The sequence below is a fragment of the Rhizobium sp. LjRoot258 genome (assembly GCF_964254185.1).
Classification (GTDB): Bacteria; Pseudomonadota; Alphaproteobacteria; order Rhizobiales; family Rhizobiaceae; genus Rhizobium.
On sequence record NZ_CAXUST020000001.1, the window covers coordinates 2,741,665 to 2,767,366 of the forward strand.

The 25,702-nt window shown below is 59.1% G+C and carries 28 protein-coding genes; 10 read left to right on the plus strand and 18 right to left on the minus strand.

Going from position 1 to position 25,702, the window contains the following annotated elements; all coding sequences use genetic code 11:
* Window positions 1–19 precede the first annotated feature (19 nt).
* From ACSQ9D_RS13575 to ACSQ9D_RS13595, 5 genes are read right to left on the minus strand one after another with little or no spacing between them, the layout of a single operon-like run.
* Window positions 20–748 (minus strand): ABC transporter ATP-binding protein, encoded by a 729-nt coding sequence (locus tag ACSQ9D_RS13575; protein ID WP_436282651.1) that lies wholly within the window; start codon window positions 746–748, stop codon window positions 20–22.
* Entirely contained in the window at window positions 748–1,623 is an 876-nt protein-coding gene (locus ACSQ9D_RS13580) for an ABC transporter ATP-binding protein (RefSeq protein ID WP_436282652.1), read from the minus strand. The genes ACSQ9D_RS13575 and ACSQ9D_RS13580 overlap by 1 nt, the downstream gene beginning before the upstream one ends.
* Window positions 1,623–3,017: a high-affinity branched-chain amino acid ABC transporter permease LivM gene (gene livM / locus ACSQ9D_RS13585; RefSeq protein WP_436282653.1), complete on the minus strand. Its 1,395-nt coding sequence runs from the start codon at window positions 3,015–3,017 to the stop codon at window positions 1,623–1,625. The genes ACSQ9D_RS13580 and livM overlap by 1 nt, the downstream gene beginning before the upstream one ends.
* Before the next feature lie 4 nt (window positions 3,018–3,021).
* Window positions 3,022–3,924 carry a branched-chain amino acid ABC transporter permease gene (locus tag ACSQ9D_RS13590; RefSeq protein ID WP_024315665.1) on the minus strand — a complete coding sequence of 301 codons (903 nt, stop codon included), beginning with the start codon at window positions 3,922–3,924 and terminating at the stop codon, window positions 3,022–3,024.
* A 28-nt stretch (window positions 3,925–3,952) separates the two neighbouring features.
* Complete coding sequence (locus tag ACSQ9D_RS13595; RefSeq protein ID WP_436282654.1) at window positions 3,953–4,198, minus strand: hypothetical protein; 246 nt, start codon at window positions 4,196–4,198, stop codon at window positions 3,953–3,955.
* Between the two features lie 137 nt (window positions 4,199–4,335).
* Between ACSQ9D_RS13595 and cysQ the strand changes: the two genes are divergently transcribed.
* Both cysQ and ACSQ9D_RS13605 read left to right on the plus strand, forming a co-directional pair.
* Window positions 4,336–5,130, plus strand: a complete 795-nt coding sequence (gene cysQ, locus ACSQ9D_RS13600) for a 3'(2'),5'-bisphosphate nucleotidase CysQ (protein ID WP_436282655.1) — start codon at window positions 4,336–4,338, stop codon at window positions 5,128–5,130.
* 84 nt (window positions 5,131–5,214) lie between these two features.
* On the plus strand, window positions 5,215–5,415 hold the full coding sequence (locus ACSQ9D_RS13605; RefSeq protein WP_436282656.1) for a hypothetical protein: 201 nt from the start codon (window positions 5,215–5,217) through the stop codon (window positions 5,413–5,415).
* 135 nt (window positions 5,416–5,550) lie between these two features.
* Here ACSQ9D_RS13605 and ACSQ9D_RS13610 read toward each other — a convergent pair whose 3' ends face one another.
* Entirely contained in the window at window positions 5,551–6,291 is a 741-nt protein-coding gene (locus ACSQ9D_RS13610; RefSeq protein WP_436282657.1) for a helix-turn-helix transcriptional regulator, read from the minus strand.
* Between the two features lie 403 nt (window positions 6,292–6,694).
* Between ACSQ9D_RS13610 and sciP the strand changes: the two genes are divergently transcribed.
* A complete protein-coding gene (sciP, locus tag ACSQ9D_RS13615) occupies window positions 6,695–6,970 on the plus strand; it encodes a CtrA inhibitor SciP (RefSeq protein ID WP_007533628.1) in 276 nt (91 codons plus the stop codon).
* Window positions 6,971–7,275: 305 nt separating this feature from the next.
* On the plus strand, window positions 7,276–7,557 hold the full coding sequence (locus ACSQ9D_RS13620; protein ID WP_436282658.1) for a GNAT family N-acetyltransferase: 282 nt from the start codon (window positions 7,276–7,278) through the stop codon (window positions 7,555–7,557).
* A gap of 106 nt (window positions 7,558–7,663) precedes the next feature.
* Here ACSQ9D_RS13620 and ACSQ9D_RS13625 read toward each other — a convergent pair whose 3' ends face one another.
* Window positions 7,664–8,014, minus strand: coding sequence for a hypothetical protein (locus ACSQ9D_RS13625; RefSeq protein WP_024315661.1), 351 nt, complete (start codon window positions 8,012–8,014; stop codon window positions 7,664–7,666).
* A gap of 440 nt (window positions 8,015–8,454) precedes the next feature.
* Between ACSQ9D_RS13625 and ctrA the strand changes: the two genes are divergently transcribed.
* A complete protein-coding gene (gene ctrA, locus ACSQ9D_RS13630; RefSeq protein ID WP_003542362.1) occupies window positions 8,455–9,156 on the plus strand; it encodes a response regulator transcription factor CtrA in 702 nt (233 codons plus the stop codon).
* Window positions 9,157–9,279: 123 nt separating this feature from the next.
* Here the strand turns inward: ctrA and ACSQ9D_RS13635 are convergent, their stop codons facing one another.
* Entirely contained in the window at window positions 9,280–9,642 is a 363-nt protein-coding gene (locus ACSQ9D_RS13635; RefSeq protein WP_436282659.1) for a response regulator, read from the minus strand.
* 112 nt (window positions 9,643–9,754) lie between these two features.
* Complete coding sequence (gene chpT, locus ACSQ9D_RS13640) at window positions 9,755–10,402, minus strand: histidine phosphotransferase ChpT (RefSeq protein WP_037124282.1); 648 nt, start codon at window positions 10,400–10,402, stop codon at window positions 9,755–9,757.
* A gap of 189 nt (window positions 10,403–10,591) precedes the next feature.
* On the opposite strand from chpT, the gene ACSQ9D_RS13645 reads away from it, so the two are divergent.
* A complete protein-coding gene (locus tag ACSQ9D_RS13645) occupies window positions 10,592–11,188 on the plus strand; it encodes a DUF1134 domain-containing protein (RefSeq protein ID WP_436282660.1) in 597 nt (198 codons plus the stop codon).
* A gap of 119 nt (window positions 11,189–11,307) precedes the next feature.
* A complete protein-coding gene (locus tag ACSQ9D_RS13650) occupies window positions 11,308–12,468 on the plus strand; it encodes a hypothetical protein (protein ID WP_436282661.1) in 1,161 nt (386 codons plus the stop codon).
* 2 nt (window positions 12,469–12,470) lie between these two features.
* On the opposite strand, the gene ACSQ9D_RS13655 is transcribed toward ACSQ9D_RS13650, so the two are convergent.
* Together ACSQ9D_RS13655 and ACSQ9D_RS13660 are read right to left on the minus strand one after the other, a co-directional pair.
* Window positions 12,471–13,289, minus strand: coding sequence for a TrmH family RNA methyltransferase (locus tag ACSQ9D_RS13655; protein WP_436282662.1), 819 nt, complete (start codon window positions 13,287–13,289; stop codon window positions 12,471–12,473).
* 5 nt (window positions 13,290–13,294) lie between these two features.
* The gene (locus ACSQ9D_RS13660; RefSeq protein ID WP_436282663.1) at window positions 13,295–13,681 is read right to left on the minus strand and encodes a hypothetical protein; all 387 of its coding nucleotides are present in this window, start codon (window positions 13,679–13,681) and stop codon (window positions 13,295–13,297) included.
* 43 nt (window positions 13,682–13,724) lie between these two features.
* Here ACSQ9D_RS13660 and ACSQ9D_RS13665 point away from each other — a divergent pair, with 43 nt between their 5' ends.
* Together ACSQ9D_RS13665 and rpoH are read left to right on the plus strand one after the other, a co-directional pair.
* Window positions 13,725–14,750, plus strand: coding sequence for an RluA family pseudouridine synthase (locus ACSQ9D_RS13665; protein ID WP_436282664.1), 1,026 nt, complete (start codon window positions 13,725–13,727; stop codon window positions 14,748–14,750).
* Between the two features lie 169 nt (window positions 14,751–14,919).
* Window positions 14,920–15,828 carry an RNA polymerase sigma factor RpoH gene (gene rpoH / locus ACSQ9D_RS13670; protein WP_024315654.1) on the plus strand — a complete coding sequence of 303 codons (909 nt, stop codon included), beginning with the start codon at window positions 14,920–14,922 and terminating at the stop codon, window positions 15,826–15,828.
* Window positions 15,829–15,899: 71 nt separating this feature from the next.
* On the opposite strand, the gene ACSQ9D_RS13675 is transcribed toward rpoH, so the two are convergent.
* Window positions 15,900–18,257 (minus strand): hypothetical protein, encoded by a 2,358-nt coding sequence (locus ACSQ9D_RS13675; protein ID WP_436282665.1) that lies wholly within the window; start codon window positions 18,255–18,257, stop codon window positions 15,900–15,902.
* Between the two features lie 60 nt (window positions 18,258–18,317).
* Window positions 18,318–19,616: an adenylosuccinate synthase gene (locus tag ACSQ9D_RS13680; protein ID WP_436282666.1), complete on the minus strand. Its 1,299-nt coding sequence runs from the start codon at window positions 19,614–19,616 to the stop codon at window positions 18,318–18,320.
* 197 nt (window positions 19,617–19,813) lie between these two features.
* Between ACSQ9D_RS13680 and ACSQ9D_RS13685 the strand changes: the two genes are divergently transcribed.
* Window positions 19,814–20,731 (plus strand): DMT family transporter, encoded by a 918-nt coding sequence (locus ACSQ9D_RS13685; RefSeq protein WP_436282667.1) that lies wholly within the window; start codon window positions 19,814–19,816, stop codon window positions 20,729–20,731.
* Here ACSQ9D_RS13685 and ACSQ9D_RS13690 read toward each other — a convergent pair.
* From ACSQ9D_RS13690 to ung, 5 genes are all read right to left on the minus strand, one after another.
* Window positions 20,728–21,573, minus strand: a complete 846-nt coding sequence (locus tag ACSQ9D_RS13690) for a GNAT family N-acetyltransferase (protein WP_436282668.1) — start codon at window positions 21,571–21,573, stop codon at window positions 20,728–20,730. The genes ACSQ9D_RS13685 and ACSQ9D_RS13690 overlap by 4 nt on opposite strands.
* Before the next feature lie 365 nt (window positions 21,574–21,938).
* A complete protein-coding gene (greA, locus tag ACSQ9D_RS13695; RefSeq protein WP_436282669.1) occupies window positions 21,939–22,421 on the minus strand; it encodes a transcription elongation factor GreA in 483 nt (160 codons plus the stop codon).
* A gap of 773 nt (window positions 22,422–23,194) precedes the next feature.
* The gene (locus tag ACSQ9D_RS13700; protein WP_436282670.1) at window positions 23,195–23,803 is read right to left on the minus strand and encodes an alpha/beta hydrolase; all 609 of its coding nucleotides are present in this window, start codon (window positions 23,801–23,803) and stop codon (window positions 23,195–23,197) included.
* Between the two features lie 11 nt (window positions 23,804–23,814).
* Entirely contained in the window at window positions 23,815–24,747 is a 933-nt protein-coding gene (locus tag ACSQ9D_RS13705) for a VOC family protein (protein WP_436282671.1), read from the minus strand.
* A 139-nt stretch (window positions 24,748–24,886) separates the two neighbouring features.
* Window positions 24,887–25,588: a uracil-DNA glycosylase gene (gene ung, locus ACSQ9D_RS13710; protein WP_436282672.1), complete on the minus strand. Its 702-nt coding sequence runs from the start codon at window positions 25,586–25,588 to the stop codon at window positions 24,887–24,889.
* Between the last annotated feature and the right edge of the window lie 114 nt (window positions 25,589–25,702).

The window sequence follows — 25,702 nt, forward strand, 5'->3', positions numbered from 1 at the left end:
AGTCTCCCCTTCGCCATGCTCAATGACGTCCGCCTTCGAGATAGGCGGCACGCACTTCCGGATTCGCGAGCAGCTCCATACCGGAACCGCTCATTGTGACCTTGCCGTTGACCATGACATAGGCACGGTCCGACAAGCGCAGGGCTGCAAAAGCGTTCTGCTCCACGAGGAAGACGGTTAGCCCTTCTTCCTTGTTCAACTTCTTGATCGCCTCGAAAATGCCCTTGACGATCAGCGGCGCGAGGCCAAGTGAGGGCTCGTCGAGAAGCAGCAGCTTCGGACGCGCCATCAGCGCGCGACCGATCGAGAGCATCTGCTGCTCGCCTCCCGAGAGCGTGCCGCCGCGCTGGCCTTGGCGCTCCTTGAGGCGCGGGAACATCGCAAAGACTTTCTCGACGTCCTGGCTAAAATATTTCAGGTTGTCGAGGCCAGCGCCCATCTGGAGATTTTCCATGACGGTCATGCGCGGGAAAATGCGCCGCCCCTCCGGCGACTGGGCGATGCGCAGCCGTGCGATCTCGTGCGTCGGCAGATGCGTGATGTCCTGGCCATCGAAGATCACCGAGCCGGTGCGTGCCTGTGGGCTTCCGCAAATTGTCATCATCAGCGTCGACTTGCCGGCGCCGTTGGCACCGATCAGGCTGACGATCTCGCCGCGATGGACCTCGACATCAATTCCGGCCAGGGCCCGGATGTTGCCATAATAGGTTTCAACGCCCTGAACGTTCAGAAGTGGCTGACCAGTCATCAGTGCGAGCCTCCTTCGAGGTTCTCTACGGCTGCAATCACTTCTTCCACTTCCTCGTCCTCGACACCGAGATAGGCCGCGATAACCCGCGGGTCCTGCTTCACTTCATCAGGCGTGCCGTCTGAAATCTTCTGGCCGTATTCCAGCACGACGACATGGTCGGAAATTTCCATGACCACCGACATGTCGTGCTCAATCAGCAAGATCGACGTGCCGCTGTCAGCGCGAATGCTGCGCAGCAGCGCGTTCAGCGCAGCCGACTCTCTTGGATTGAGGCCAGCGGCGGGCTCATCGAGGCACAGAAGCTCCGGTTCGGTGCACATGGCGCGCGCGATCTCAAGCCGGCGCTGTGCGCCGTAGGGCAGATCACCGGCGGGGTCATCGGCACGATCGATGAGATCGGCCTTCTCCAGCCAGTGGCGCGCCAGTTCAATGGCGTTCTTCGCCTCAGCCCGATATGGCCCGATGCCCACCAGACCCATCACCGTATACCCGGACGCCTTCATCAGCTTGTTGTGCTGGGCGACGAGCAGGTTTTCGAGAACCGTCAGGCCTGAGAACAGTCGGATGTTCTGGAACGTGCGGGCAACCCTGGCCTCCTTGGTGATCCGGAAATCCGCAAGGCGTTCAAGCAGGAACTCCTTGCCGCTCTTCTGCTTCAGCGTGATCATCCCCATCGTCGGCTTGTAGAAACCTGTGATGCAATTGAAGACCGTCGTCTTGCCGGCGCCGTTCGGGCCGATCAATGCGGTAATGTCGCCACGCTTGGCTTCAAATGAGAAGTCGTTGATCGCCATCAGGCCGCCGAACTTCATCGACAGGTGCTCGACCTTGAGCAAAGTATCGCTGGTCATGTTTGTTTCCTGAGGGCTCATCAACCATGGCCCTCCTTGGTAAAGCTGCCGGAAACTGCCTTGCGCTCCTTGAGGAAGGCTGTCGGTTCACGCGATCCCACGAAGCCGCGCGGCTTGATCAGCATCACGACGACCATCGCCAGACCGAACAACAGCATGCGGTAGAGCTCAGGCGTGAAGTCAGGTCCGAAAATCGCTTTCAGGAAGGACATCTCACGCAGCAGTTCCGTGCCGCCGACCATGACGATTGCGGCGATCGCAATCCCCGTCAGCGAGCCCATGCCGCCGAGAACGACGATGGCAAGGATCACTGCCGATTCCAAAAAGACGAACGATTCGGGAGAAACGAAGCCTTGGCGGGCGGCAAAGAAGGAGCCGGCGAAGCCGCCGAACATGGCGCCCGTCGCAAAGGCGGTGAGCTTCGTCGTCACCGTGTTGATGCCAAGCGAGCGGCAGGCGATTTCGTCCTCGCGCAAGGCTTCCCATGCGCGGCCGATCGGCATCCGGCGCAGGCGGATCGTCACATAGGCGGTCAGCATGCAAAGGGCGAGGATCAGGTAGAAAAGGAAGATCTTGTAGTAGGCCGAGGAAATCGGCAGATGGAAGAGCTTCGCAAAGCCGCCGGCGCTCGCATCAAAGGGAATGCCGAAAAGCGTTGCCTTCGGAATGCCCGAGATACCGAACGTTCCCTTGGTGAGATCCGTCCAGTTGATAATCACCAGGCGAATGATTTCACCGAAGGCCAGCGTTACGATCGCGAGATAGTCACCACGCAGTCGCAGAACCGGGAAGCCCAGAATGACACCCCACAGCGCAGCCAGAATACCGGACAGAGGCAGGAGCACCCAGAACGACAGGCCGAAATAGCTGGATAGAAGCGCGTAGGAATACGCCCCGATCGCGTAGAAGGCGACATAGCCGAGATCGAGCAGGCCAGCGAGACCGACGACGATGTTCAGCCCCCAGGCCAGCATCACATAGATCAGGATCTGGATGCCAAAGTTATCCACCCACTTCAGCGAGCCCTGTGGACCGGCGACGGCATAGATGAACACCGGATAGAGCAGCAGCGCGACGAGGGCGATCTTCAGGAAGTGTGTGTGGAAAAAGCCTTTTTCAGTCGAGATATCCAGCTCGCCACTGCGCGCCTTCGCCAACTTGCGCGCATCGAGATGCGGCCTCAAAAAGACGACCGTCAGGAAGCGGCCGACGGCGGCAATCGCCACGAAGATGGCAAGAAGGCCCCAGCGCTGGACGATGATCAGTTCGTTGCTGATGTTCTGGTCGGTCTTCAGGCCGACGTAGAGCACGAACATGCCGAATGAAATGAGAGCCGCGAACAGAGCTTCTTTAATACCCTTCTGAACAAGTCCGGCGTTTGCGGACTTGTCAGCGGAACGTACAGCATTTTCCATGACGTTAAACCTTCTCGACTTCCGGCCGACCCAGGATACCTGTCGGCTTGAAGATCAGTACGAAAGCGAGGATGGCGAATGTCGCCACATCCTTGTACGCGATGGTGAAGTAAGCCGACCACAGCGACTCGATGAGACCGATCATCAGTCCACCGAGAACAGCGCCCGGCAACGAGCCGATACCGCCAAGAACAGCCGCGGTGAACGCCTTCACACCCGGTACGAAGCCGTCGTTGAAGTTCACGACGCCATAATACATCAGATACATCGTGCCTGCGACCGCAGCGAGCGCCGCACCCATGATGAAGGTAACGGAAATCGTCTGATCGACATTGACGCCCAGCAACGCCGCCATCTTACGATCCTGCTCCGTTGCACGCTGAGCGCGCCCGAGCGACGTATGATTGACGAGATACCAGAACAACGTCAGCAACACAGCCGTGATGATGATGATGACGATCTGTTTCAGCGAAACGGAGATGCCGGCGACATTGTAGACAGTGCTGACCAGCGGCGGGATCGGCTTGTTGCGCGGTCCCTGGGTCACCTGGATGAAGTTCGACAGCGTGATCGACATGCCGATCGCGGTAATAAGCGGCGCCAGGCGGAACGATCCGCGCAGCGGACGATAAGCAACGCGCTCGATCGTCCAGTTCCACAAGCTCGTCATCAGCATCGCAACGACCAGCATCGCCAGCAGCAGAACTGCAACCGGAAGGCCCGCGAACATGGACGTGAGGACGAGAAAAACAATCAGGCCGGCAAAGCCGCCAAGCATGAAAATATCGCCGTGAGCGAAGTTGATCATGCCGATAATGCCGTAAACCATCGTATAGCCAATAGCCACAAGGCCATAGATGGATCCAAGAGTCAGCCCATTAACGAGCTGCTGGACAAAATATTCCATATGTCATTTCCCCTGGATGCAAGCCAGTTCAGCCAGCATCTCTTGTTATTAGAGCCTTTGATGAGCCCTTGATTAAGGATTTCATACCGCTTTCAAACCAAAAGGGAAGTGCAAAATCGCAAAGCCCCAAAGTTCTTTGTCGTTTTGGTGAAAATGACTTTTTTGCGTTCAAGAATTCGCTTTTTTTAGCATACTGAGCCCAAGAAAGCGCTTTTTGACTGTAAACGGCCCAGCTAAGCCAGAACCATCCCCCGGCGACCAGGCGCTGCAGCATATGTCCGCAGCTGAACGTCTCTCCCGGAGGTCAACGGCAGACCATGCGCGGGATAAGATTCCCATGGCCGCGAGAATTGCCTATATAAGGTAAGGCGCTTTGCGTAGGCGCAACATGTGACATCCGGAAGGCGAGCAATGCTCGAAACATTTGAGCGCGCCGCTCTGGAAGCGGGCAAGGCTATCATGCAGGTTTACCGGGAGGGATGCCCGTCGGCCAGGAAGGCAGACAACAGCCCGGTCACCATTGCCGACGAGCGAGCCGAGCGCATCATCATCGCACAACTTGAAACCGCCTTCCCCAACACGCCGATCATCGCTGAAGAATCGGTGGCAGCCGGCAACGTGCCTGTGATCGGCAGGTCCTTCTTTCTTGTGGACCCGCTCGACGGTACTCGGGAATTCATCGACAGGCGGCCCGAATTTACCGTGAATATTGCCTACATAAGCGACGGGCGCCCTCTCGCCGGCATCGTCTATGCCCCTGCCCTTGGCGTCGCCTTTGCTGGGGAAAACGACAAAGCCGAGAAGCTCCTTGTCGATGACCATTTTCAGGTGACCCAGCGGACTGTCATCCGGGTGCGCCCGCAACCGGCCGACCGGACGGCACTGGCAAGCAGATCCCACAACAGCCCCCAGACGGACGTCTTTCTCGCCGCAAATGCGATCTCGCAATGCACCAATATCGGCTCTTCGTTGAAATTCTGCATGCTGGCTGAAGGCCTGGCCGACGTCTATCCGCGCTTCACGCGCACGATGGAGTGGGATACGGCCGCCGGCGATGCCGTGCTGCGTGCGGCGGGTGGCTCGACAGTCACGCTGGACGGGTTACCATTGACCTACGGCAAGACGTCACAGGCGCATGACAGCGACTTCGCCAACCCGAACTTCATTTCCTGGGGCAGTGCAAGATCCGCGCTGGAGCGGGCATAGCCCCGTCGAAAAAACGCGCAAGATCAAGCGACACGTGGCCTTCGCCGTCCACGCTCGGTCTGCGGCATCTAGGATTTGCGGCGAATGAAACCACGCCGGGCGCCGGTCCGGCGGTTCCTGGAGCCGCCAACCGTGTCCGACCAGGCAAACAATCGCGCCCTGCCCTACATGCTGCCATCTCAGGCCCGCAAGCACGTGACCCACAACGAGGCGCTGCAGCGTCTCGATGCCATTGTCCAACTCTATCGCCGGCGAACCCTCCCTTCCGCCGTCCGACGCTTATGAGGGGGCAATGCCATCTCGTCGCTGAGGGCGCCGGCGGCTCCTGGTTTGGAAAGGACGGCATGCTCGCACTCCGCCAGGACGCCGCCTGGATGAAGCGGCACGCGATATCGCTCTGTCGATCAGGTCTGTAGGCGCCTAGAGGAGGCGGTAGCGGAATGCACGGGCAATTGCCTGCATGCGATTGACGGAATCGAGCTTTCGCATTGCGCTCTTCAAGTAACCGACAACCGTATGCGCGGAGAGGTCAAGAATAATCGCGATCTCTTCGCTACTCTTTCCCGCGGCCGACCAGCGCAGGCATTCGATTTCCCGGCTGCCGAGGCTTTCGGTCGGCTTCTCCACAGGGTTCTGCTGCCCGAATAGTTCCAGGAATTCCATCGCCCGAAAGACCTGCTCCATCACCTCCGCACGAGTGAGGTGCGCACGCTCACCCGAGAATGCGAAGATGTACTGCCGCAGGTGCATATCATGCAGTGCAAACGCAAACGTGGTCTTCAAGCCATGGACTCTGAAGAGCGCCGCAAGCCGCTGGTTCTCCCGGTTTGCCGCCGTGCTCTCGAACGACGCCTTATCGCAGAGGACCGGCATCGCTGTCTTCTTGAGCGCTGAGACCAGTTGACAGCAAGAGAAGACATCAACCTCCTCATAGAAATCAATGAGCTCTTGTGGCCAGTTGCAGGCAAGACAGTTGCTTGCGAAGCCGCTGCGGTCTCCACGTGGAAATTCCGCCAGCAAGTAGTGGTTGAATCCCGTCTCCCTTGCCATCTCGGCCACGCAATCATTGGCTCGTTCCGCCGACATTTTCTGCCCAGACGCGATGCGCGAGAAAACAGCATCATCCGCGCCGTCGCGGACGGCGCGTTCTTGTCTCTTCATTCTCTTGTCCCTCGGCGGCTAACTCCGGCTCAGTTTCTTCATTTGCCGACCCGAAAGTGGCCGCGCGGCGTCGTGGAAAAGCAAAAGACCCCGTATCAAAAGGATACGAAGCAAAAGGCCTTAGTCATTCCGGACACGACAATAAGAACGGAGACGAATTCTTGCGCTCACAACTATGTTGCGGCGCTTATAAATTGGCGATTATCAATTGCCCACCAACCATTACGCATGGCTCCTATGCGCTGACCACAAATTTACGTTGGGGAAGGCTGCGCGGGCGCAAATCGCTTCTTGGGAAGCCGACGCCTAAATTTCTTATCAAAGTGTTACGATGCGCTTAGGCAATTCTTAAATGTGACAAGCTAGAGTGGCTGGCGTGGTCTTGAGTTGTGTAGAGAGTCCAATGACCGAAATGATACGTCCCCGAGTAAAATATGTCATCGGCCCCGATGGCAGCCCGCTGACGATTGCGGATTTGCCGCCGCCGAATACACGGCGCTGGGTGATCCGCCGCAAAGCTGAGGTTGTAGCGGCGGTCCGCGGTGGCCTGTTGAGCTTGGAAGAAGCCTGCGAGCGTTACACGCTGACCGTCGAAGAGTTTCTGTCCTGGCAGTCTTCCATCAACAGCCACGGCCTTGCCGGTTTACGCACCACGCGCATCCAGCAGTATCGCCACTGACAAGCCCTTCCTGGGCAACGAATTCTGCATTTCGGGCCGCTTGCATTTCCTGAGGGGGATAGACAAACGGCCCGAAATCATTGACGCGGCCAGCAGATGCCCTGCTTCAACCAGCTGCGACAAGCTTCATCGCGAGTTCCGTGCCCATAGACCACTTGGCAGGAACTCGATCGGTGAAGCCGGCGTCGCACTGGGGGCCATTTCCCCCTCAGCTCATCGAACACAGTGTCCTCACCGACCGGCTTGGCGTCGCCAGCGTGATATGCGAGTTTCCACCAACAGCATACTGTTGATGAGGAATGGCAATGGACATCAGGAACGAAGAGAATCCCTCCGGCGGCCGCTACGTTGCAGACGTGGAAGGCCACGAGGCCGAAATGACCTACTCCCGCGCCTCGCCGAAGCTCGTCATCATTGACCACACCGGGGTTCCCGATGCACTGCGCGGCAAAGGCGTTGGCCAGGCACTTGCTCTGCACGCGGTCGAGGAAGCACGCAAGGGGGGATGGAAAATCTTCCCGCTATGCCCGTTCTTCAAGGCGCAGGCGCAACGCCACGAGGAGTGGCACGACGTCGTCAACGGCTAGAGCCACGCAACGCCAAAAGCCATGTATGACGGACGCGACAGCCCATCATGCATGGCTTTTCTTTCGAGGCGATGGCCAAGCGCCAAACGGCGCCCGTTTCCTGCCCTTAGGCTCTTGCCCGGACTGCGCCGTCGCGCTCTTCCAGCGCGGCTGCACGTGCGTATTCCGCCTGCATCTCTTCGAGCGCTTGTTCGAGCGACTCTTCCTGCATCTTCAGTTCCTTGATCGAGACCTGAAGATTGTCCGCGCGCTGGCGTGCTGCCTTTGCGAAGGTCGGATAGGCGAAGTGATTCGGGTCGGAAATGCCGGACTTCTTTTCTTCGACGACGATCTGGCTTTCCAGATCCTTCGTCATCCGATCAAATTCGGACATCATCATCTGCAATTGCTGCAGTTGGCGACGTTTTTCGTTCACCTGAAACTCCTTCAGACGAACTAGGCTCTCACGCGACTTCATACGCATTACTCCAGTGATGCGAGACCCCTGCTCCACTTAAACCGCCCCTGCGGGCCGTTTTGACGCGGCCCGCAGAAAAATTTCCGTCGGTATTAACAAAAACCTACCGTTGGTAACCTTTCGTTTACGGGCATCGTTAATGATAGTGCCGATGATTTAAGGGTCGGTAAACATAACTACGCGATTTCCGATACCGTTTCATTGGTGAGTCGAATGAATCGCTTACCGGCCGTTCTTAATGTAAAACTTAAGAATCTGGCTTTGCGAATTTTCGTTGGAAAACAGCGGAATGGACAAAATATTTAATAAATTCGTTACCTCTTGCCAGAGTGAATCAGAATTTGTTAACCATTTCGTGGCAGCTTCCAAATCACGCAGTGACATATTCGGTATCGCGTAGGGGGCCAGACCACCTTTCGGCGGCGGTAAAGGGGATAAGAATGCGGGTACTACTCATCGAAGATGATAGCGCGACAGCGCAGAGCATCGAATTGATGCTCAAATCAGAAAGTTTTAACGTCTACACCACCGATCTCGGTGAAGAAGGCGTGGATCTCGGGAAGTTGTATGATTACGACATCATCCTTCTCGATTTGAACCTTCCCGACATGTCCGGATATGAAGTGCTGCGCACTCTTCGCCTGTCCAAGGTCAAGACACCGATCCTGATTCTCTCCGGCATGGCCGGTATTGAAGACAAGGTTCGCGGCCTCGGTTTCGGCGCCGACGACTACATGACCAAGCCGTTTCACAAGGACGAACTGGTCGCGCGCATTCATGCAATTGTCCGTCGTTCCAAGGGCCATGCCCAGTCGGTGATCATGACCGGCGAACTGATCGTCAACCTCGACGCCAAGACTGTCGAAGTTGGCGGCCAGCGCGTGCACCTGACGGGCAAGGAATACCAGATGTTGGAGCTGCTTTCGCTCCGCAAGGGCACCACGCTCACCAAGGAAATGTTCCTGAACCACCTCTATGGCGGCATGGACGAGCCGGAACTGAAGATCATCGACGTCTTCATCTGCAAGCTGCGCAAGAAGCTGGCAAATGCTGCCGGCGGCGCGAACTACATCGAAACCGTCTGGGGCCGCGGCTACGTTCTGCGCGAGCCGGATGGTGCCGAGTACGCCGAAACCGCCTGACGTTTCATCCCCCTTTGCCAAGACGAAAGAAATCCCGTCCTTTGTGGCGGGATTTCTGTCTCTGTTTTCGATATAGAAAAAGCCGCCCGGAGGCGGCTTCGATCGGCTGCCAGAGGTGGGCAACTATGCCGCGATAGCGCGGTTGCCGAAAACGGCCGTCAGTATCTTGCGGTCGAACGGCTTGAGCAGAAAATCGGTGGCCCCTGCCCGCTTGCCCATCATCAGCTTCTTGAGATCGGCCTCAACCACGCAATAGTAGATCTTGACCTCCTTGCCGCCTTCCATGCCGCGAATGGTCGAAATCAACTCGAGCGCGCTGTCCATACCGGAATCGACGATGAGGTATTCGGGGAGTTGAACCTGGCAGTTGGAAAGAGCTTCGACAGCATTCGAGGCTTCGCTGACCATGAAATCAAGCTCGGAAAGGATGCGCTTGCCCACCTTCCGAACGACGTCAGATGAATCGGCGATCATAAACCTCTGCATGTCTGCTCCTTGCCCCAGCTTCTGTCGCGGCTGGCGTATTACCAGCCAAAGATAGAAACATTAGGCTAAGGATTTATTACCTCGGCGAGCCGAATCGCCGTCGAGGCCTCCATCAAGCGGCGACGACGTCAGCGGTAAATGTCAGTTCTTCGGTGGTCGCGCTGTGGCCAAGTTCCATGCCGCATTCATCGGCAAGCAGCACGGTATAATATGGCTGAATCGTGTGGGCATCGATGGCCTCCTCGATGTCCCCGGTCGAAATCTCCACGAATTTCGGCGGCAGGCGCATCAGCTTTCCCTTCGCGACGATCTTGAATTTTGCGTCGAGCTCGGGGTTCTCCAGCGTGACTTCGAGGATGCCGCCACGTGGAATCGACGAATAGGCCACGAGAAAGAGATTGAGCAGCAACTTGACGCGGTTCTTGGCGATAATCGCACGCGGGCCGCTCCAGGTAACTTCGGTCTTCTTTTCGGCCGCCGCGAAATCCTTTGCCGCGCGTTCGGCTTCACCAGTATCGATCGAGGCACCGACCGATCCGGAAGCACCGAAGGCAAGCCGGGCGAACTTCAGACGGACAGACGCGTTGAGCGCGCTCGTCCTGATGAGATCCATCGCATCGGCATCGGCGCCGCCTTCGTCCAGAAGCTCCAGACCATTGTTGATTGCGCCGACCGGCGAGATGACGTCGTGGCAGACGCGGCTGCACAGAAGCGCGGCCAGGTCGGGGCCGGTCAGGGTGAGGTTTGGATTCTTCGACATCATCGTCTCCAGGGGCGACAGGTTCATTGCGCCGTCTATCTTGCGTCATCTAAATTGCGCGAAGTTTGCGCCGTACTCGGCGCCATAATGACACCATATTTGGTAAACCGATTGTTAAGACCATACGCGCAAAATGAATGAAACGCCGGAAACGGCTCATCGTACCGACCATGATGAACGGATCACACCATGCGCTCCAATTTCCTCGGAAGATTTTTTGCCATCTGCCGGCTCTTCGTTGCGCTGACACTTTCGCCTCTCATGCTCGTTCCAACACAGGCATCGGCGCAGCAGTCCAACAACGGCCAGTATTCGATGCAGGAGATCGTCGACGCTGGACACTCGTTCTTCGGCTCGACCAGTGGTGGGCTGGCCAAGGTGATCGAAGCGGCCTTTCAGAAATATGGCCTTCCGAATGGTTACATTCTCGGCCAGGAAGGCTCGGGCGCCTTCATCGCCGGCCTCACCTACGGTGAAGGTCAGTTGAATACAAAGAATGCCGGCGAGCATCCGCTCTACTGGCAAGGTCCGTCGCTCGGGATCGATTATGGTGGTCAGGGGACACGCGTCATGATGCTGGTGTACGACCTGCCTTCGACCGATGCCATCTACGCACGCTTCGGCGGCGTCAGCGGTCAGGCCTTCGTGATCGCCGGCTTCGGCATGACGCTTCTCAAGAACAACAATGTACTTGTCGTACCGATCCGCACCGGTGTAGGCGCCCGCCTCGGACTGAACGTCGGCTACCTCAAGGTCACGCCGAATCCGACCTGGAATCCCTTCTGATTGCCATCTGCGCCAGCGAACTCTGGCTCGCCGTTACCTTTCCGCCACTTGCCCTACGCGTCAGGTCCGCTTAATCATTGTTCTGACGCAAATCAACTTTTGGAAGCCGTGGCCGCGCCGTGATCGAATATGCTCTCTTGTTCGGACTGGGCTTCCTGACAGCAGCGTTCCTCGTCTTCCTGGTATCGCCTGCTGTCCACCGCCGCATCGTCTGGTACACGGAAAACCGGATGCGCGCGACCATGCCGCTCAGCCCGCAGGAAGTGCGCGCGCAGAAGGATATGGTCCGAGCCCTCTACGCCGCCGAGAACGCCAAGACGACACAGCATCTGGTGCGCGAGCGCGAAAAGTCGCTGGCGCTGCAACTGAAGCATGACTCGCTGGCGCTCGATGCAGGACGGTTTGCCGCCGAGATCGGCGGACTGCAGGCCCAGATCAGCGATATGAGTGTCGAGGCCGCGGAACAGCGCTCGCGCCTGCGCAAGGACGAGAACTACATCAGCCAACTGAAGACGAGCCTTCACATCGCCGAGCAGGCAAGCGCCGCCAAGGAAGGCGAACTCGATGCCCTTCGCATGCGCCTCAACAAGCTTGCGGAGCAAGCCGACAATCTCAAGATCGATTTGGCAGCGCGCGAGACCGAAATCGAGAGCATGACATTTAAGGCGAACGCCGTCCGCGTCGAGCGCGACAATCTTCGCCAGGACGTCAGCCTGCTGCAGAAGCGCGCCAAGGATGCAGAGCAGACACTGGCCCAGCATGAGCACGCCGTCATTAGGCTCGAAGACCAGGCAGGTCGCGATGCGGCGTCGGCGGCCGACAAGGATACCCTTCTCGGACGCCGTCAGCAGGAAATCGCCAAGCTGAAGGAACAGATCAAGGCGGCGAACGCCGAACTGCGCAAGGCAAACCGTGCGTTGCGCAACGCTGGTCTTCCGCCCGTAGCCGTAGATGCGGTTTCAGAGGAGCGGGCAACCGAGGAAACGATGTCGAGCGAACTCGAGACAGCAGCGATTGCAACGCGCCTGAGCGAAGAAGCGCGCAAGCGCAGCGCCGCCGTCTCAAAACAACTTCTGAAAGCGAAATCCGACGCCAGCCACGATGGTGCCATACGCGAGGAGATAGCCGGCATTGCGGCAAGCATGGTTGCGCTGACCGCTATCAACGAAGGCCCGTCTTCGCCGATCCGCGACCTTCTGCCGGATGCCACCGACAATCAGGACGGCGAACGCATCAACCTCGCGCAACGGGCGGCGACGATCCTGTCCGAGCCGGGCTGAAATCAAATCAGTTTCGCGGCCGATGACATGGCGAAGAGAGCAATGCCCGTTGCCGTCGCCACATTCAGGCTGTCCAATCCCTCCGATTGCGGGATGCGCGCGCTGTGGAAGCGCTCCAGGACAGCAGGAGGCAGGCCCTCGCCTTCTGTGCCCACAACCAGCGCCATACGCTTCGTCGGGGGGATAGCTCGGATGTCGGCCTCGCCACGCGGCGAAAGCGTCCAGATTGCAAATCCGTTCGCCGCAAGCCGTGTCAGCACGTCGAGCCCAGTTCCTTTCCGTTCGTAGGGAACACGCAGTACCGAGCCGACTGAGACGCGCAATGCCTTGCGATAGAGCGGATCACACGACGTCTCATCAAGAAAGATGGCATCCGCCTTGAAGGCGGCCGCATTCCGGAACATGGACCCGGCATTGTCATGGTTGGAAATACCGCAGCCGACAAGGACGAGCGACCGTTCGGGCAGCCGGTCGATAAGCTCGGCTTCGACCACTTCTCGCCTGCCAAGCGCCAACACGCCGCGATGGAGATGAAACCCGACGATCCGGTCCAGCACCTGCGCCTGCGCGACATACACCGGTACGTCGTCCGGTAGCCTCTCGAGTATCGCAGCGACACCATCGACACGGTTCTTGAGCAACAGCACCTTTTCGGTCACAAAGCCGCCACCCTGGCTAGCCTCCACCAGCATGCGAAGGACGACCGTGCCCTCTGCGATGAAGCGGTTCTGCCGGCCGGTCAGATCGCGCTCGCGGATGTCGCGAAAATCGGCGATACGAGGATCGTCCGCACTCTCGATGGCAACGAGGCGAGAAGCCATTTTCCCTAGCCGCCGTTAATCGTCACATCAGCGACGATGCGTCCTGACTTGATATCGACGACGAGGGACTTCATGATTCCGTCGGCGGTTGCCCCAAAGAACATGATCTGGCCTCCTGACAGCGACGACGACTGAATGACGAAGCCCGGCGGCAACGTGGCCGTCACATTCACTGGCGCATCCGACGGCACACCCGCCGATGTCACGGCTGTTGGTTCCTTCGCGGGAGCCCGCATCGTCTTGTAGACAACGGCGCCGAAGACAGCCATAAGGCTCACGAACATGATGATGCCTGAGACGATCTGCAGGCGGATCATCTTGCGCCGGACACGTTCCATCACAGGATCCAGGGGCTTTTCGTCCTGATCGTCTTCTGGCTGGATATTCGTCATGTGTGGCGTTCCGTTCTATAAAATAATTCGGAGAAGAAGCGTCTTGAGCGACCCCTTTAAACAAGCATCCGGCATTAGAAAAGTCCTGACTGCCGACGAGAACGCCGAAGGCCGTCTTGACGCGTGGATGACCGGGCAGCTTGGTGAAGAGTTTTCGCGCAGCCGCGTGAAGGCGCTGATCAAGGAAGGCCAGGTCTCTGTGGCCGGCAAGGTCGTCGCAGATCCGCAGAAAAAGGTGCGTCCGGGCGACACCTTCGAGATCGTGCTGCCCGAGCCGCAGGATCCGACACCTCAGGGCGAAGATATCCCGCTCGATATTCTGTTCGAAGACGATGACATCATCGTCATCTCCAAGCCTGCCGGTCTTGTGGTGCACCCTGCGGCTGGCAATTGGACCGGCACGCTCGTCAACGCACTGATCTATCATTGCGGGGACAGTCTTTCCGGCATCGGCGGTGTCCGCCGTCCAGGCATCGTCCATCGCCTGGACAAGGACACCACGGGCGTAATGGTCGTCGCCAAGAACGACATCTCTCATCGTCATCTGTCACTGCAATTCGCCGATCACGGGCGGACCATGCCGCTGGAGCGCGCGTATCAGGCGATCGTCTGGGGCCGTCCTCGCTCGCTGACCGGAACGATCAATGCGCCGCTGGGCCGCGCCGTCGGCGACCGTACGCGCCGAGCCGTCAAACGACCCGAGACGCAGGATGCCGACGAGGCGATCACCCACTACGAAGTACTCGAGCGCTTCCACGAGACCCCCGACGCGACATCGCTCGCCTCCCTTGTCGAGTGCCACCTTGAAACCGGCCGCACGCATCAGATCCGCGTGCACATGGCGCACATCGGCCACCCATTGCTCGGCGACACCGTCTACGGAGCAGGTTTCAAGACAAAGGCAAACCTCCTTCCAGATACCGCCAGGAAGACCGTCAATGCCTTCGCAAGGCAGGCGCTTCACGCCTACATGCTGCAATTCGAGCATCCCCGCACAGGCGAGGTCATGCACTTCGAGGTGCCGCTGCCGCAGGACATGGAAGAGCTGGCAACCGCCCTGCGCGCCTAGCCAGAGTAACGCCTTCGTGAAGCGGCGTGTGGCCTTGAACCCCTGTTTAGCCATACTTATCTGTACATTGACTTAGTGCGGGCTCGGATAGAGCCGCACGTCCCGGTTCGCCTTTCGACGCAGGGGCGCGTTCCATTGGGAACCGGAATTCAGATAGGAGGGTGCTTTTATGGCCCGAAATAACTTGCCGTCCATTACCGCCGGCGAAGCCGGTCTCAATCGCTATCTCGACGAGATCCGCAAGTTCCCGATGCTGGAGCCGCAGCAGGAATATATGCTGGCGAAGCGTTATGCGGAACACGGCGATCGCGAAGCGGCACACAAGCTCGTCACCAGCCACCTGCGCCTCGTTGCGAAGATCGCAATGGGCTACCGCGGCTATGGCTTGCCGATTGGCGAAGTCGTCTCTGAAGGGAACGTCGGCCTGATGCAGGCCGTCAAGAAGTTCGATCCGGAACGCGGTTTCCGTCTTGCCACCTACGCTATGTGGTGGATCAAGGCTTCGATCCAGGAATACATCCTGCGTTCTTGGTCCTTGGTGAAGATGGGTACGACCGCCAACCAGAAGCGGCTGTTCTTCAATCTGCGTCGCCTCAAGGGCCGTATCCAGGCCATTGATGACGGCGATCTGAAGCCGGAACACGTAGCCGAGATCGCCACGAAGCTGAACGTCTCCGAGGAGGAGGTCGTTTCGATGAACCGTCGCCTGTCGGGCGACGCGTCGCTGAACGCACCCATAAAGGCCTCGGAAGGCGAATCTGGCCAATGGCAGGATTGGCTCGTCGACGACCATGACAGCCAGGAAGAAGTTCTGATCGAGCAGGACGAACTCGATACGCGCCGCCGCATGCTGGCGAAAGCGATGAGCGTTCTGAACGACCGCGAGCGCCGCATCTTCGAGGCGCGTCGCCTCGCGGAAGAGCCGGTAACGCTGGAAGACCTCTCGTCCGAGTTCGACATCAGCCGCGAACGCGTTCGTCAGATCGAGGTCCGCGCCTTCGAAAAGGTCCAGGATGCCGTGCGCAAGGAAGCACTCGAACGCGCCAAGGCCGTTCGGGTAGTCGAAGCCACAGCCTAAGGCACAAATTCTCTTCAAATGAAAAGGGCGGGACCAGATGGTCCCGCCCTTTCTTTTGTCTCAACCGGCAATCACTGGCTGGTCGATACGTCGCCGAAAGCAGCCCATTCCTTGATCGCGGCGTTGAAAGCCTCCCCACCTGTGGTGCCCTTCTGCATCGTCAGAAGCGCGCGGCGGCCGTTGCGATAGGTGATCGGAATATCGATCCAGTCGCGGCTTGCAAGAAGATCGAGGTTCGCCTTGCGCGCATCCGGATAGTCGTTGAGCGCAATCATGTGGAAATCGTCGGTGATCTTCGCCGGCACGGCAATCAGCGCGTCGCCACGATCCTGCTCGGTGCGCTTCAGGGAAATGCGCTGAACGCTCTCGATGGCTCCGCCTTCGAAATTCGGCGGCAGCGAGAAGACGACCTCGACGATGTGGCTCGCCGGCAGGGACGCATCGGAATTGCGTTTGAACGTCAGCTGCGCCGACAGATTGCGTTCCGGAACGGTTACGGTCGCCTGTACGGTCGCCTCCTGCCTGCCGTCCGAGCCCGCCTCGTGCTGGAGGGTCCAGACGACCGAGCCCTGGATGGCGGTCGGCGAGCTCTGGCCGATCCGCTCCTCGTACAGGAACATCTTCTCGGTGGAACCGAGCGGCGCGGCCTGCGTCGCTGCTCCCGCCGGCGGCGTCGCCGCTTTCGCGGTGGCGGCCGGGGCGCTCGCTGCGGGCGTCGCTGAGGTAGCTGGCGGCGTCGTATCGGCCGAAGCAACGTTCTGCTCGGCTACCGACTTTCCTTCCGCCGTCGGTGTTCCCGGAACGGAGGCGGGACCGCTGTCGACCTCGGTACCATCGGCAAGAAGCCGCTGGTTGAACTTGTTGTTGACGGAAGCGCCGTCATTCACGGAAGCAACTTCCTTGTTTGCTTCAGCCGGCTTTGCCTCACTGGTCTGCGGCCTTGCCGTGTCGGGCTTGGCAGGGGTCTGCTCATTCTTCGAGCTCTGCGAAGGAGCGGCGCTGACAAGGTTCTTCACCATTGACGACAGCGCATCCTGATTGGTCCAGGCGGCATATCCGCCGCCGCCGACCACGCCCAGCGCAACGAGGATCGTCACGATAGAGCCGATGCCGAAGCGGCGGCGCTTCGGTTCCATACGAAGGTTTTTGCCTTGGAATTTGGCAGCAACGGCGCTGTCGAGATCGGCGGCAGGAACGCCGTCATCATCCTCGGCAACGACGCCACGGTTGTCGTATCCGCGAAGCGGCCTTGCCTCTTGCCAGGCTGGATTGGTTTCCGGTGCAGCTTTTGCTGTCGGCGTCCCATGAACTTCCGAGAAGAGATCGCCGTCGTCGAAATGCGCGCTGATCGGGACCTTCTTGCCACTTTCGATCGGTGGCAGGTCGTCGAAGGCTGCAGCCTCCCAGGAGAAGCCCTCGTTCGCGGCGGGCATCTTCACGCCGGCCGGCGTGTGGTCGATCCCTGCGATGACGTCTTCGAACGCGCGCGCCGCTTCACTTGCTGGAGCAACTGGCGCTGCTTCGGAAAACTGCCTGAGTTCTTCGAGCGCCCAGTCCGTCTGCGCATCCTTAGCCGGCGGTGCAGGCGTTTCCTCTACGGGCTCGGCCCATACCGGATCGAAATGTCCGGCGGCATCCGCGTGGAGCGGCTCCTCCTGGCTGCGATCCACGAATTCTTCCGGCGGACGATCCAGCCCAAAGACCGGTTCGACCAGGCGGTTGGTCAGATCGTAGTCGCGCGCAATCGGCTGCAGAGCCGGTTCCTCGTGGGGCGGCTCGGCCGGTCCGACAATGGGCTCCTCAGGTGCGCCAACGGGCTCTTCGTGACCGTCGTGATCCTCGTGAACAACCTCTTCGGATTGGGCGGCATGCCAGTGCTCGACAGGCTCGGCTTCGCTTAACGGAGCCGGCGGCTCTTCATGCGCCCAATCTGCGTCCTGCTGCTCGGTATGTTCCGGCGCAGCAGCGATAGGCTCCTCATGATAAGGAGCAGGCTCTTGGTGATAGGGAGCGGGCTCTTCGGTCGGCTCTTCGTCGGCAGGCGCAGAGCCTTCGGCTGCCACACGGTCTTCGTGGACCGGCGTCTCATGTGCCGGCTCCTCGACTGCGGCCTCGCTGGCAAGCGGTTCGGAAGCGGTTGCTTCCGGGTCATTGCCGGCGTCGGCGCTTGCCTCGACCTCAGGCTCGGGCGCGAGCGCAGCATCGTCGAGCGGAACTGCTTCGGCATGCTCCGCTTCGACTTCGCGGATTGCAGCTTCGAGCTTTTCAAGCTGTCGTTGCAGCATCGCTTCCGGTGGGCGCGGTTTCATATTCTCGAGCTGCCGCTGAACAGCACCGCGAGCGCGCTCGTAGACTTTCACCCGCATCTCGGGAGTATTTTCAGACAGGCCGTCAACCGCCCGCCGGATAACTGCGATAAAATCCGCCATTCGAACTTTCTCTAAGAGTGCGGTCCGCCCTGCGAACCGCACAAATAATGACCCGCGACCTTAATCCTCAAACGGATCGGTCACAAGTATCGTGTCGTCTCGCTCAGGACTTGTAGACAAGAGAGCGACAGGCGCCCCGATCAACTCTTCGACCTGGCGGACATACTTGATCGCCTGGGCCGGCAGGTCGGCCCAGCTGCGCGCGCCGACAGTGGATTCCTTCCAGCCTTCAAGCGTCACGTAGATCGGCTCGACGCGGGCCTGCGCGCCTTGGCTGGCCGGAAGATGATCGATCTGCTCGCCGTCCAGCTTGTAGCCGACGCAGATCTTCAGTTCCTCCAGCCCGTCGAGAACATCAAGCTTCGTCAGCGCGATCCCGGTAATGCCGTTCGTTGCAACCGACTGGCGCACCAGCGCCGCATCGAACCAGCCACAACGACGCTTGCGGCCGGTTACCGTGCCGAATTCGTGGCCCTTTTCGCCAAGGAACTGGCCGATGTCGTCATGCAGCTCGGTCGGGAACGGCCCCTCGCCAACGCGCGTCGTATAGGCCTTGGTGATGCCGAGGATATAACCGAGCGATCCCGGGCCCATGCCCGAACCGGCCGCAGCCTGACCGGCAACGGTGTTCGAGGACGTCACGAACGGATAGGTGCCATGGTCGATGTCGAGCAAGCTGCCCTGTGCGCCTTCGAAGAGGATGCGGGCGCCCTTGCGGCGTTCCTTGTCGAGGAAAAGCCAAACGGTATCGCGGTAGGGAAGCACGCGGTCGGCAATCGACGTCAGCTCGGTCATGATCGTGTCGTGGCTGACCTCGGCGACGCCAAGGCCGCGACGCAGTGCATTGTGGTGCGTCAGGATGCGGTCGACCTTGCCCGGCAGCGTATCGAGATCGGCGAGATCCATCACGCGGATCGCACGGCGGCCAACCTTGTCTTCATAGGCCGGACCGATGCCGCGGCGTGTGGTGCCGATCTTCGTGCCGCTGTTGGACGCTGCATCTTCGCGGAAGGCATCGAGCTCGCGGTGCAGCGAAAGAATAAGGGTCGCGTTGTCGGCAATGCGCAGGTTCTCGGGAGAAATCTTCACGCCCTGCTTTTCCAGCTTCTCGATCTCGGCGATCAGCGCATGCGGATCGACGACGACGCCGTTGCCGATGACAGCCATTTTGCCGGGACGCACGACGCCGGATGGCAAGAGCGACAGCTTGTAGCTGGTCCCGTCGATGACCAGCGTATGGCCTGCATTGTGTCCGCCCTGATAGCGCACAACGATGTCCGCACGTTCCGAAAGCCAATCGACAATTTTGCCTTTGCCTTCGTCACCCCATTGCGAACCGACCACAACTACGTTCGTCATTCACGTCTTCCTGTTAAAGGCGGATTTAACCGCACCCTTCTCAAACCCGCGCATCTATAATGCTTTGTTACCGGGAAAGCGACCCTGTTATGCCGCCAGAATCGGCTTTTTACGTGACAAATCAGCCATCATCGGGCTATTGGCCGATCATACCCTGAGGTTGAGAACCGCATCGCCGCCATCTGAAAGAATCGCCTGTGCAGGTCGCCGCTTATATTTCTCTCGTCGTCGCAGCGCTGTGCTGGGGCGGAAACGCGGTGGCGGGCAAGCTCGCGCTTGGGCACGTCAGCCCGATGATGCTGACGTTTCTGCGCTGGTTCCTTGCAACAGCACTGATTGCCGCCGTTTCGTTACCGCAATTGAAGCGCGACTGGCCGGTTGTCCGCAGGAATCTGCCGCTGCTCTTCTTTTACGGCGTCATCGGGTACACGCTCTTCAACGCCATGCTTTACTCGGCCGTCAAGTATACGAGCGTGATCAACGTCGCGATCGAGCAGGCCGGCATTCCGATGCTGATCTTCCTGCTGAATTTCGTCTTCTTCCGCACAGGCGTCTCTACTGCACAAGTCGTCGGCTTCGCCATGACACTCGGGGGCGTTGCATTGACCGCCGCGCACGGCGACCTGGCGACCCTGCTGCGGCTTGACCTCAATCGCGGCGACGGTCTCATGCTGATCGCTGTCGCCGCCTACTCGGTCTACACGATTTTTCTTCGCTGGAAGCCGCCGCTCGACTGGCGCACATTGATGGCCATCCCCGCGCTCGGCGCGACGCTGACAGCCGTGCCGCTTCTCATTTGGGAGGGCAGCCAGGGCGCCGTTCGGCTGCCTGACAACAAGGGCTGGCTGATCGCCTTCTACACCGCGATCTTCGCCTCCCTGCTCGCACAGATCCTTTACATCAAGGGCGTTGAGGCGATCGGCGCAAATCGCGCAGGGCTCTTCATCAACCTCGTGCCGGTCTTTGGCACGCTGTTGTCGGTCGCCCTGCTTGGCGAGCAGCTGCAGGCCTTTCACTTGATTGCGCTTGCGCTTGCATTGGGCGGCATCGCCATTGCCGAAAAAGGCCGCCCCCAGCGAGCTGCCTCGACGGCACCTGCTTCGCCTATGGATTAGCCGAGCTCCAGCGTCGTTACGCCGAAGACGTTCTTGAGCGCGACGTTTGGCGCTGTTCCCCGATACATCCGGGCGGTTTCGAAGACAGGCGCCAAGCCCATGCTCTCGGCAAGCTCAACCGCCTCCCCATTGCTGGTCGGAATATCGATGAAGACCTTCGCTCCCCTGGCATGCGGCGTGAGGGCCGAAAGCAAGGCTGCGGCGCTGTCCTTGTCGGCTGCAAACAGCGGGCCGATCTTGAAGCCTTCATAACAACGACGGATGGTCCCGTAGCCACGAATCTTGCCGCTCTTGCGCACCACAGCCGAGTGCCGGTCCTTGCGCGTTGCACACCACGATGCCACAAACGCCGGCCGCGGAGCCGGAAAGATCGTCGCGTCATAGCGCAGCAATCCGTCAAGCTTGTCTGAGACGGCATGCGCGACCAATGTCGATTCGGGCACGGCTGATATCACGCCGCCGTAGCGAACCGTCCGATAGGCCTCTTCAAAACCGGCCTTGCGGTAATTGTCTTGCTGCGCGGGGACACCGTCCAGGCCGATGCTGCGGCCTTCCGCAGACGCCATGCCGGCATTCCAGATGGCTTTGCCGTAGCCCCTGCCCCGAAAATCCGGATGGACGATATAAAGCCCGAGGAACGCAAAATCCTCGCCATATTTGACGACGGAAATCGAGGCGACCGGCACCTCCCCCAACACGCCAACGAAAAAACCGGATGGGTCCGCATCGTGGAAGGCAATGGAATCGTCGAGGCCGGGATTCCAGCCCTCCTGACGTGCCCATTCAAGCACTAGCTCCAACTCACCGGGTCGCATCGGGCGAACGGCAAACTCCGAATTCATGCGGCATCCCTAAATCAGATCGACCGCAAGTACGCACTCGCGGGACAAATAAGAATGAAAGTCCAACAGCCGTAAAGCCAGCCGGCAGTGAAGAAACATGTTCATGGCTGAGGCGATCTGCATCGATCGTCATGACGCACGACGCGAAATTCTTCGCATCGCAGCATCATGGAACAGGGAGATTACAATCTCAAGGGAATTACTTAAGACAACATGAAGGCACGGCAAGTTCCCAGTAACGGCCACGTGAGGGCAACCAGTTTCTGCTTTGCGCCAAGATCGTCCACGTCGTTCGCATGCCCGAATTTTGGAGCCATAAGCTTCGAAAACAGCCGTCGCGTTCGCATGATGCCGAGATGGACGCCCTAGGAGATGGCGATTACCTCAAGCTCTTGTCCACCTACACTGACGACATCACCAATCGTTTTGCCGATGAGCGTCCTTGCCACCGGGGATACGAAGGAAATCGAGCCAGCTTTGGGATCAGCTTCGTCCTCTCCCACCACCCGATATGTCTGTACGCGTCCATCGTCACGACTGAAGGTCACGGTGCTTCCAAAGGCGACGTTGTCGAATGAAGTCGGGTCAGGAATAACCTGCGCCGTGCGAACTCGTGCGGCCAAATAACGTAAATCCCGCAGAGGGTTTGCTGCCTGCCGCCGTCGTTCATTCACGTCTTCTATGGTGCTCGCGGCACCGTAGGCTTCGCGAGCTTGCTGGAGCTGCAATTCCAAAGCCTTCAACCCCGCTTCCGTAACAAGGTTAGGATGCGGCGAAATTGGACGGTCAGGCAAAAGCGTTTCCGAAGCCGCTTCGGCACTTTCTTCTTTGACGAAGGCAACACTCAATTTCGAAACTCCGCTTTGGTGCTCTCTGTGCTCTCGCAGTGCATGAGCGATAGGTCCCGATTGATCGGAACCACACATACCCAGCAATAGTGCGGCGACATCGACCCGCAGGTGGCCGCAGCAATCGATCTTATACCATCTCTTCCGATGGTCACAGCGGCCACCAGAAGAACGACGGCACGCTTGCCTTCCAAAAGAGCCGCTCTCGAAACGCTTTGCCGTTTCGGCAAATGCGGCTCGGCCGCCAGCCAGAAGCCCGCCCGCGATCGGCTTGCCCAACCCACTGCGGAGAGGAGCCGCTCCCTCAAACGATTGGGGGCAAACTCCGGGTCCCAGAGCAGGTTGCCGTCCCTTATGGCATCGAGCTGCACCGCATCGGATTGAATGATGCGATCCTCGCGTTCCGGGAGTTGTCGGTCAGCCCGCTCGTGGTGGCCGTATCAGGGTCGAGCAGATTCTTTGAACCCGTATCGATAAGAACGAATGACTGAGCGGTGTCGCGAAGCGTCAGCGAGAAGACCACGATAGCACTCAGCACTCGGTCAGCACTAGGATTGGCAGACCCACCATCAGTATCGCGCGAGCTTGCCGGTGGGCTAATCAAATCGTCATTCGAAGGTCTGCGACATCGTTCATGCGAGCGCAAACGAATACTCGCTCAGGTTCTATGAGCAAACGGAGGCGCTTCACAACCACAGACAAGCTATTGGTCTATCAGCCTCCGCACTCGAAGGAGGCTGTCGGATGGCCAAGGGCCATTCGACAGGAGCCACTTAATGATACGGGTCGAAGAACCTGTGGATGGCGTCGATTTCGTTCTGTCGGATATCATGCCCACCTGCATGCCATTCCGTCGTGACAGAAGCATTCTGGGCTTCGAAATAGTCGGCCAAGGCCCTCGTGACGGGCGCAGGACTGATCGGGTCGCGCTCACCGGCGGTGATCAATATCTTGCGCCTAGCCAGTGCGGTGTTCGCCTTCGGCTGAAACGGGATCAGCGGATGCATCAGCACCGACGCATCGAACAGTCCCTTATCGATCAACACGTTGGCAAGAATATTTGCTCCGTTTGAGAAGCCAAGTCCGAGGATATCAGTGGCCTCATGTTCTTTCGCCAGCGATCCGACAAAAGCGGCCATCTTCTCCGTTGCTCGGGCAAGATCCGTCATGTCGTAGACACCCTCGCCAGTGCGTTTGAAGAAGCGTGCCGCACCAAACTCCGAGACGTCGCCGCGCGGCGAGACGATCGTCGAACCCGGCAATAGGCGCCGCGCGAAATCGAAGAACTGGTTTTCGTCGCCGCCAGTTCCGTGCAGCACGAACAGAATGGGCTTTCCGGGTGCACCGGCCTGCAGCCGGTGCACATATCTGTTATCGGTCATCGTACTTCCCCTTAGGCTTCAAGCGGCTGCAAGTGCTGCTCGATAAGAGCACGCAGGTGTTGGTGCTGCTGCGGCAGCTTCAATGCTTCGCCAAGATGTGCGGTGTCCTCGTCACGGTTGAAACCGGGCTCGTTCGTGGCAATCTCGAACAGGATGCCGCCCGGGGTCCGGAAGTAAATCGCCCAGAAATAATCACGGTCGATGACGGGCGTAACCTGATAGCCGGTGTCCATCAGTGCCTTGCGTACTTCGAGCTGCTTCTCTCGGTTTTCTACGGCGAAGGCCACGTGATGAACGGAACCTGCACCTGGCAAAGCGCGCGAAACGTTCGGCATCGTTTCAAGATCGACGAGATGCGCGCCGTTGCCGCCGGCAATGGTGAAGCGCTTTACGCCATCGCGTTCTTCCTGGACTTCGTAGCCCATGAACTTGAGCAGTTCGGACGTGGCACCGTCATCGCGCAACCGCATGGCAACCGAGTGGAAACCGCGGATCGCGTGATCCTCGCTGATGCCGCCGTGCGTCCAGGGCAAGCGATTGTCATCGTTGACTTCGACAAGAGCAAAACCGTCGCCATCAGGACCGGCAAAGTTCAGGCGCTTTTCGCCGAACGTTTCCTCGGTTTTCAGGCCGGTGATGTTCAGCTTGCTCAGGCGATCGCTCCAGAAACCGATCGAACCTTGCGGGACCGAGAAAACGGTGGTTCCGACTTCGCCGGTTCCAGGGCGACCTTGCGCCATCTTCGGGAACGGGAAGTAGGTCATGATGGTGCCAGGCGCGCCGGTTTCGTCGCCATAATAGAGGTGATAGACGTCGGGCGCGTCGAAGTTCACGGTCTTCTTGACGCGGCGCAGGCCGAGCGCGCTGGTGAAGAACTGGTTGTTGGTGCGGGCATCCTCCGCCATCGATGTGACGTGGTGCAGACCCTTGATTTGATCGAGCATTTGAGACCCCTTTCTTGCCCGCCTTGCGGGCTTCGGATGGGGTATAGATGATCGCTAAGGGCCGATTGGAATAGTCCCACCGACCGGAACGCATTGTCTCTTTCTAGTGAACGACAAAATGAAATCGTTCAGAAAGAGCTTAGATATCATCCGGGGCGGCGGGCAGCGGCCAGTCGATCGGTGCCCGACCGCGCGCCCGCAAAAACGCGTTGGCCTTGGAAAAATGGCCGCAACCAAAGAAGCCGTTGTGCGCAGAGAGCGGTGACGGATGCGGTGCCTTCAACACAAGATGGCGCGACGTGTCGACGAAGGCGGCCTTGCGCTGGGCATAGGAGCCCCAGAGCATGAACACGACGGCATCGCATTCGTCATTGACCTTGCGAATGACTGCGTCGGTGAAGCGCTCCCAGCCCTTGCCCTGGTGTGATGCGGCCTGCGCCTCCTCGACCGTCAGCACGCTGTTTAACAAAAGCACTCCCTGCCGCGCCCAGTGCTCCAGAAATCCGTGCCGAGCCGGGGGAATGCCCAGATCGCTCTGCATTTCCTTGTAGATGTTGACGAGTGACGGTGGGATTCGAACGCCCGGCCGAACGCTGAAACAAAGGCCATGCGCCTGGCCGAGCCCATGATAGGGATCCTGCCCCAGGATTACGACCTTGACATCGGCCAGTGGCGTCAGGTCAAGAGCGCGGAAGTACTCGGATCCCTTGGGAAATATCCGTTTGCCTTCCTGTTTCTCGGCGACGAGGAACGCTTTGAGTTGCTGCATGTAGGGGCTGGCGAATTCGCCGGCGAGGGCCTCTCTCCAGCTTTCCTCCAACGCAACCGACTGTTCATTCATGGACGGTCCTCGTCCGCTTGGATGCGCTTTCAGCTTGCCTCGAAGCGGGAATTGGCAGACATTTTATTGTTCGTCGGGGTTCACTATTTACGAACGCTGAGTAGATTGCGGTCG

Coding starts and splice junctions, on each gene's coding strand:
- ACSQ9D_RS13575 (WP_436282651.1), bottom strand. CDS start 748: ATGACTGGTCAGCCACTTCTGAACGTTCAGGGCGTTGAAACCTATTAT.
- ACSQ9D_RS13580 (WP_436282652.1), bottom strand. CDS start 1,623: ATGAGCCCTCAGGAAACAAACATGACCAGCGATACTTTGCTCAAGGTC.
- livM (WP_436282653.1), bottom strand. CDS start 3,017: ATGGAAAATGCTGTACGTTCCGCTGACAAGTCCGCAAACGCCGGACTT.
- ACSQ9D_RS13590 (WP_024315665.1), bottom strand. CDS start 3,924: ATGGAATATTTTGTCCAGCAGCTCGTTAATGGGCTGACTCTTGGATCC.
- ACSQ9D_RS13595 (WP_436282654.1), bottom strand. CDS start 4,198: ATGCTGCAGCGCCTGGTCGCCGGGGGATGGTTCTGGCTTAGCTGGGCC.
- cysQ (WP_436282655.1), top strand. CDS start 4,336: ATGCTCGAAACATTTGAGCGCGCCGCTCTGGAAGCGGGCAAGGCTATC.
- ACSQ9D_RS13605 (WP_436282656.1), top strand. CDS start 5,215: ATGAAACCACGCCGGGCGCCGGTCCGGCGGTTCCTGGAGCCGCCAACC.
- ACSQ9D_RS13610 (WP_436282657.1), bottom strand. CDS start 6,291: ATGAAGAGACAAGAACGCGCCGTCCGCGACGGCGCGGATGATGCTGTT.
- sciP (WP_007533628.1), top strand. CDS start 6,695: ATGACCGAAATGATACGTCCCCGAGTAAAATATGTCATCGGCCCCGAT.
- ACSQ9D_RS13620 (WP_436282658.1), top strand. CDS start 7,276: ATGGACATCAGGAACGAAGAGAATCCCTCCGGCGGCCGCTACGTTGCA.
- ACSQ9D_RS13625 (WP_024315661.1), bottom strand. CDS start 8,014: ATGAAGTCGCGTGAGAGCCTAGTTCGTCTGAAGGAGTTTCAGGTGAAC.
- ctrA (WP_003542362.1), top strand. CDS start 8,455: ATGCGGGTACTACTCATCGAAGATGATAGCGCGACAGCGCAGAGCATC.
- ACSQ9D_RS13635 (WP_436282659.1), bottom strand. CDS start 9,642: ATGCAGAGGTTTATGATCGCCGATTCATCTGACGTCGTTCGGAAGGTG.
- chpT (WP_037124282.1), bottom strand. CDS start 10,402: ATGTCGAAGAATCCAAACCTCACCCTGACCGGCCCCGACCTGGCCGCG.
- ACSQ9D_RS13645 (WP_436282660.1), top strand. CDS start 10,592: ATGCGCTCCAATTTCCTCGGAAGATTTTTTGCCATCTGCCGGCTCTTC.
- ACSQ9D_RS13655 (WP_436282662.1), bottom strand. CDS start 13,289: ATGGCTTCTCGCCTCGTTGCCATCGAGAGTGCGGACGATCCTCGTATC.
- ACSQ9D_RS13660 (WP_436282663.1), bottom strand. CDS start 13,681: ATGACGAATATCCAGCCAGAAGACGATCAGGACGAAAAGCCCCTGGAT.
- rpoH (WP_024315654.1), top strand. CDS start 14,920: ATGGCCCGAAATAACTTGCCGTCCATTACCGCCGGCGAAGCCGGTCTC.
- ACSQ9D_RS13675 (WP_436282665.1), bottom strand. CDS start 18,257: ATGGCGGATTTTATCGCAGTTATCCGGCGGGCGGTTGACGGCCTGTCT.
- ACSQ9D_RS13680 (WP_436282666.1), bottom strand. CDS start 19,616: ATGACGAACGTAGTTGTGGTCGGTTCGCAATGGGGTGACGAAGGCAAA.
- ACSQ9D_RS13690 (WP_436282668.1), bottom strand. CDS start 21,573: ATGAATTCGGAGTTTGCCGTTCGCCCGATGCGACCCGGTGAGTTGGAG.
- ACSQ9D_RS13700 (WP_436282670.1), bottom strand. CDS start 23,803: ATGACCGATAACAGATATGTGCACCGGCTGCAGGCCGGTGCACCCGGA.
- ACSQ9D_RS13705 (WP_436282671.1), bottom strand. CDS start 24,747: ATGCTCGATCAAATCAAGGGTCTGCACCACGTCACATCGATGGCGGAG.
- ung (WP_436282672.1), bottom strand. CDS start 25,588: ATGAATGAACAGTCGGTTGCGTTGGAGGAAAGCTGGAGAGAGGCCCTC.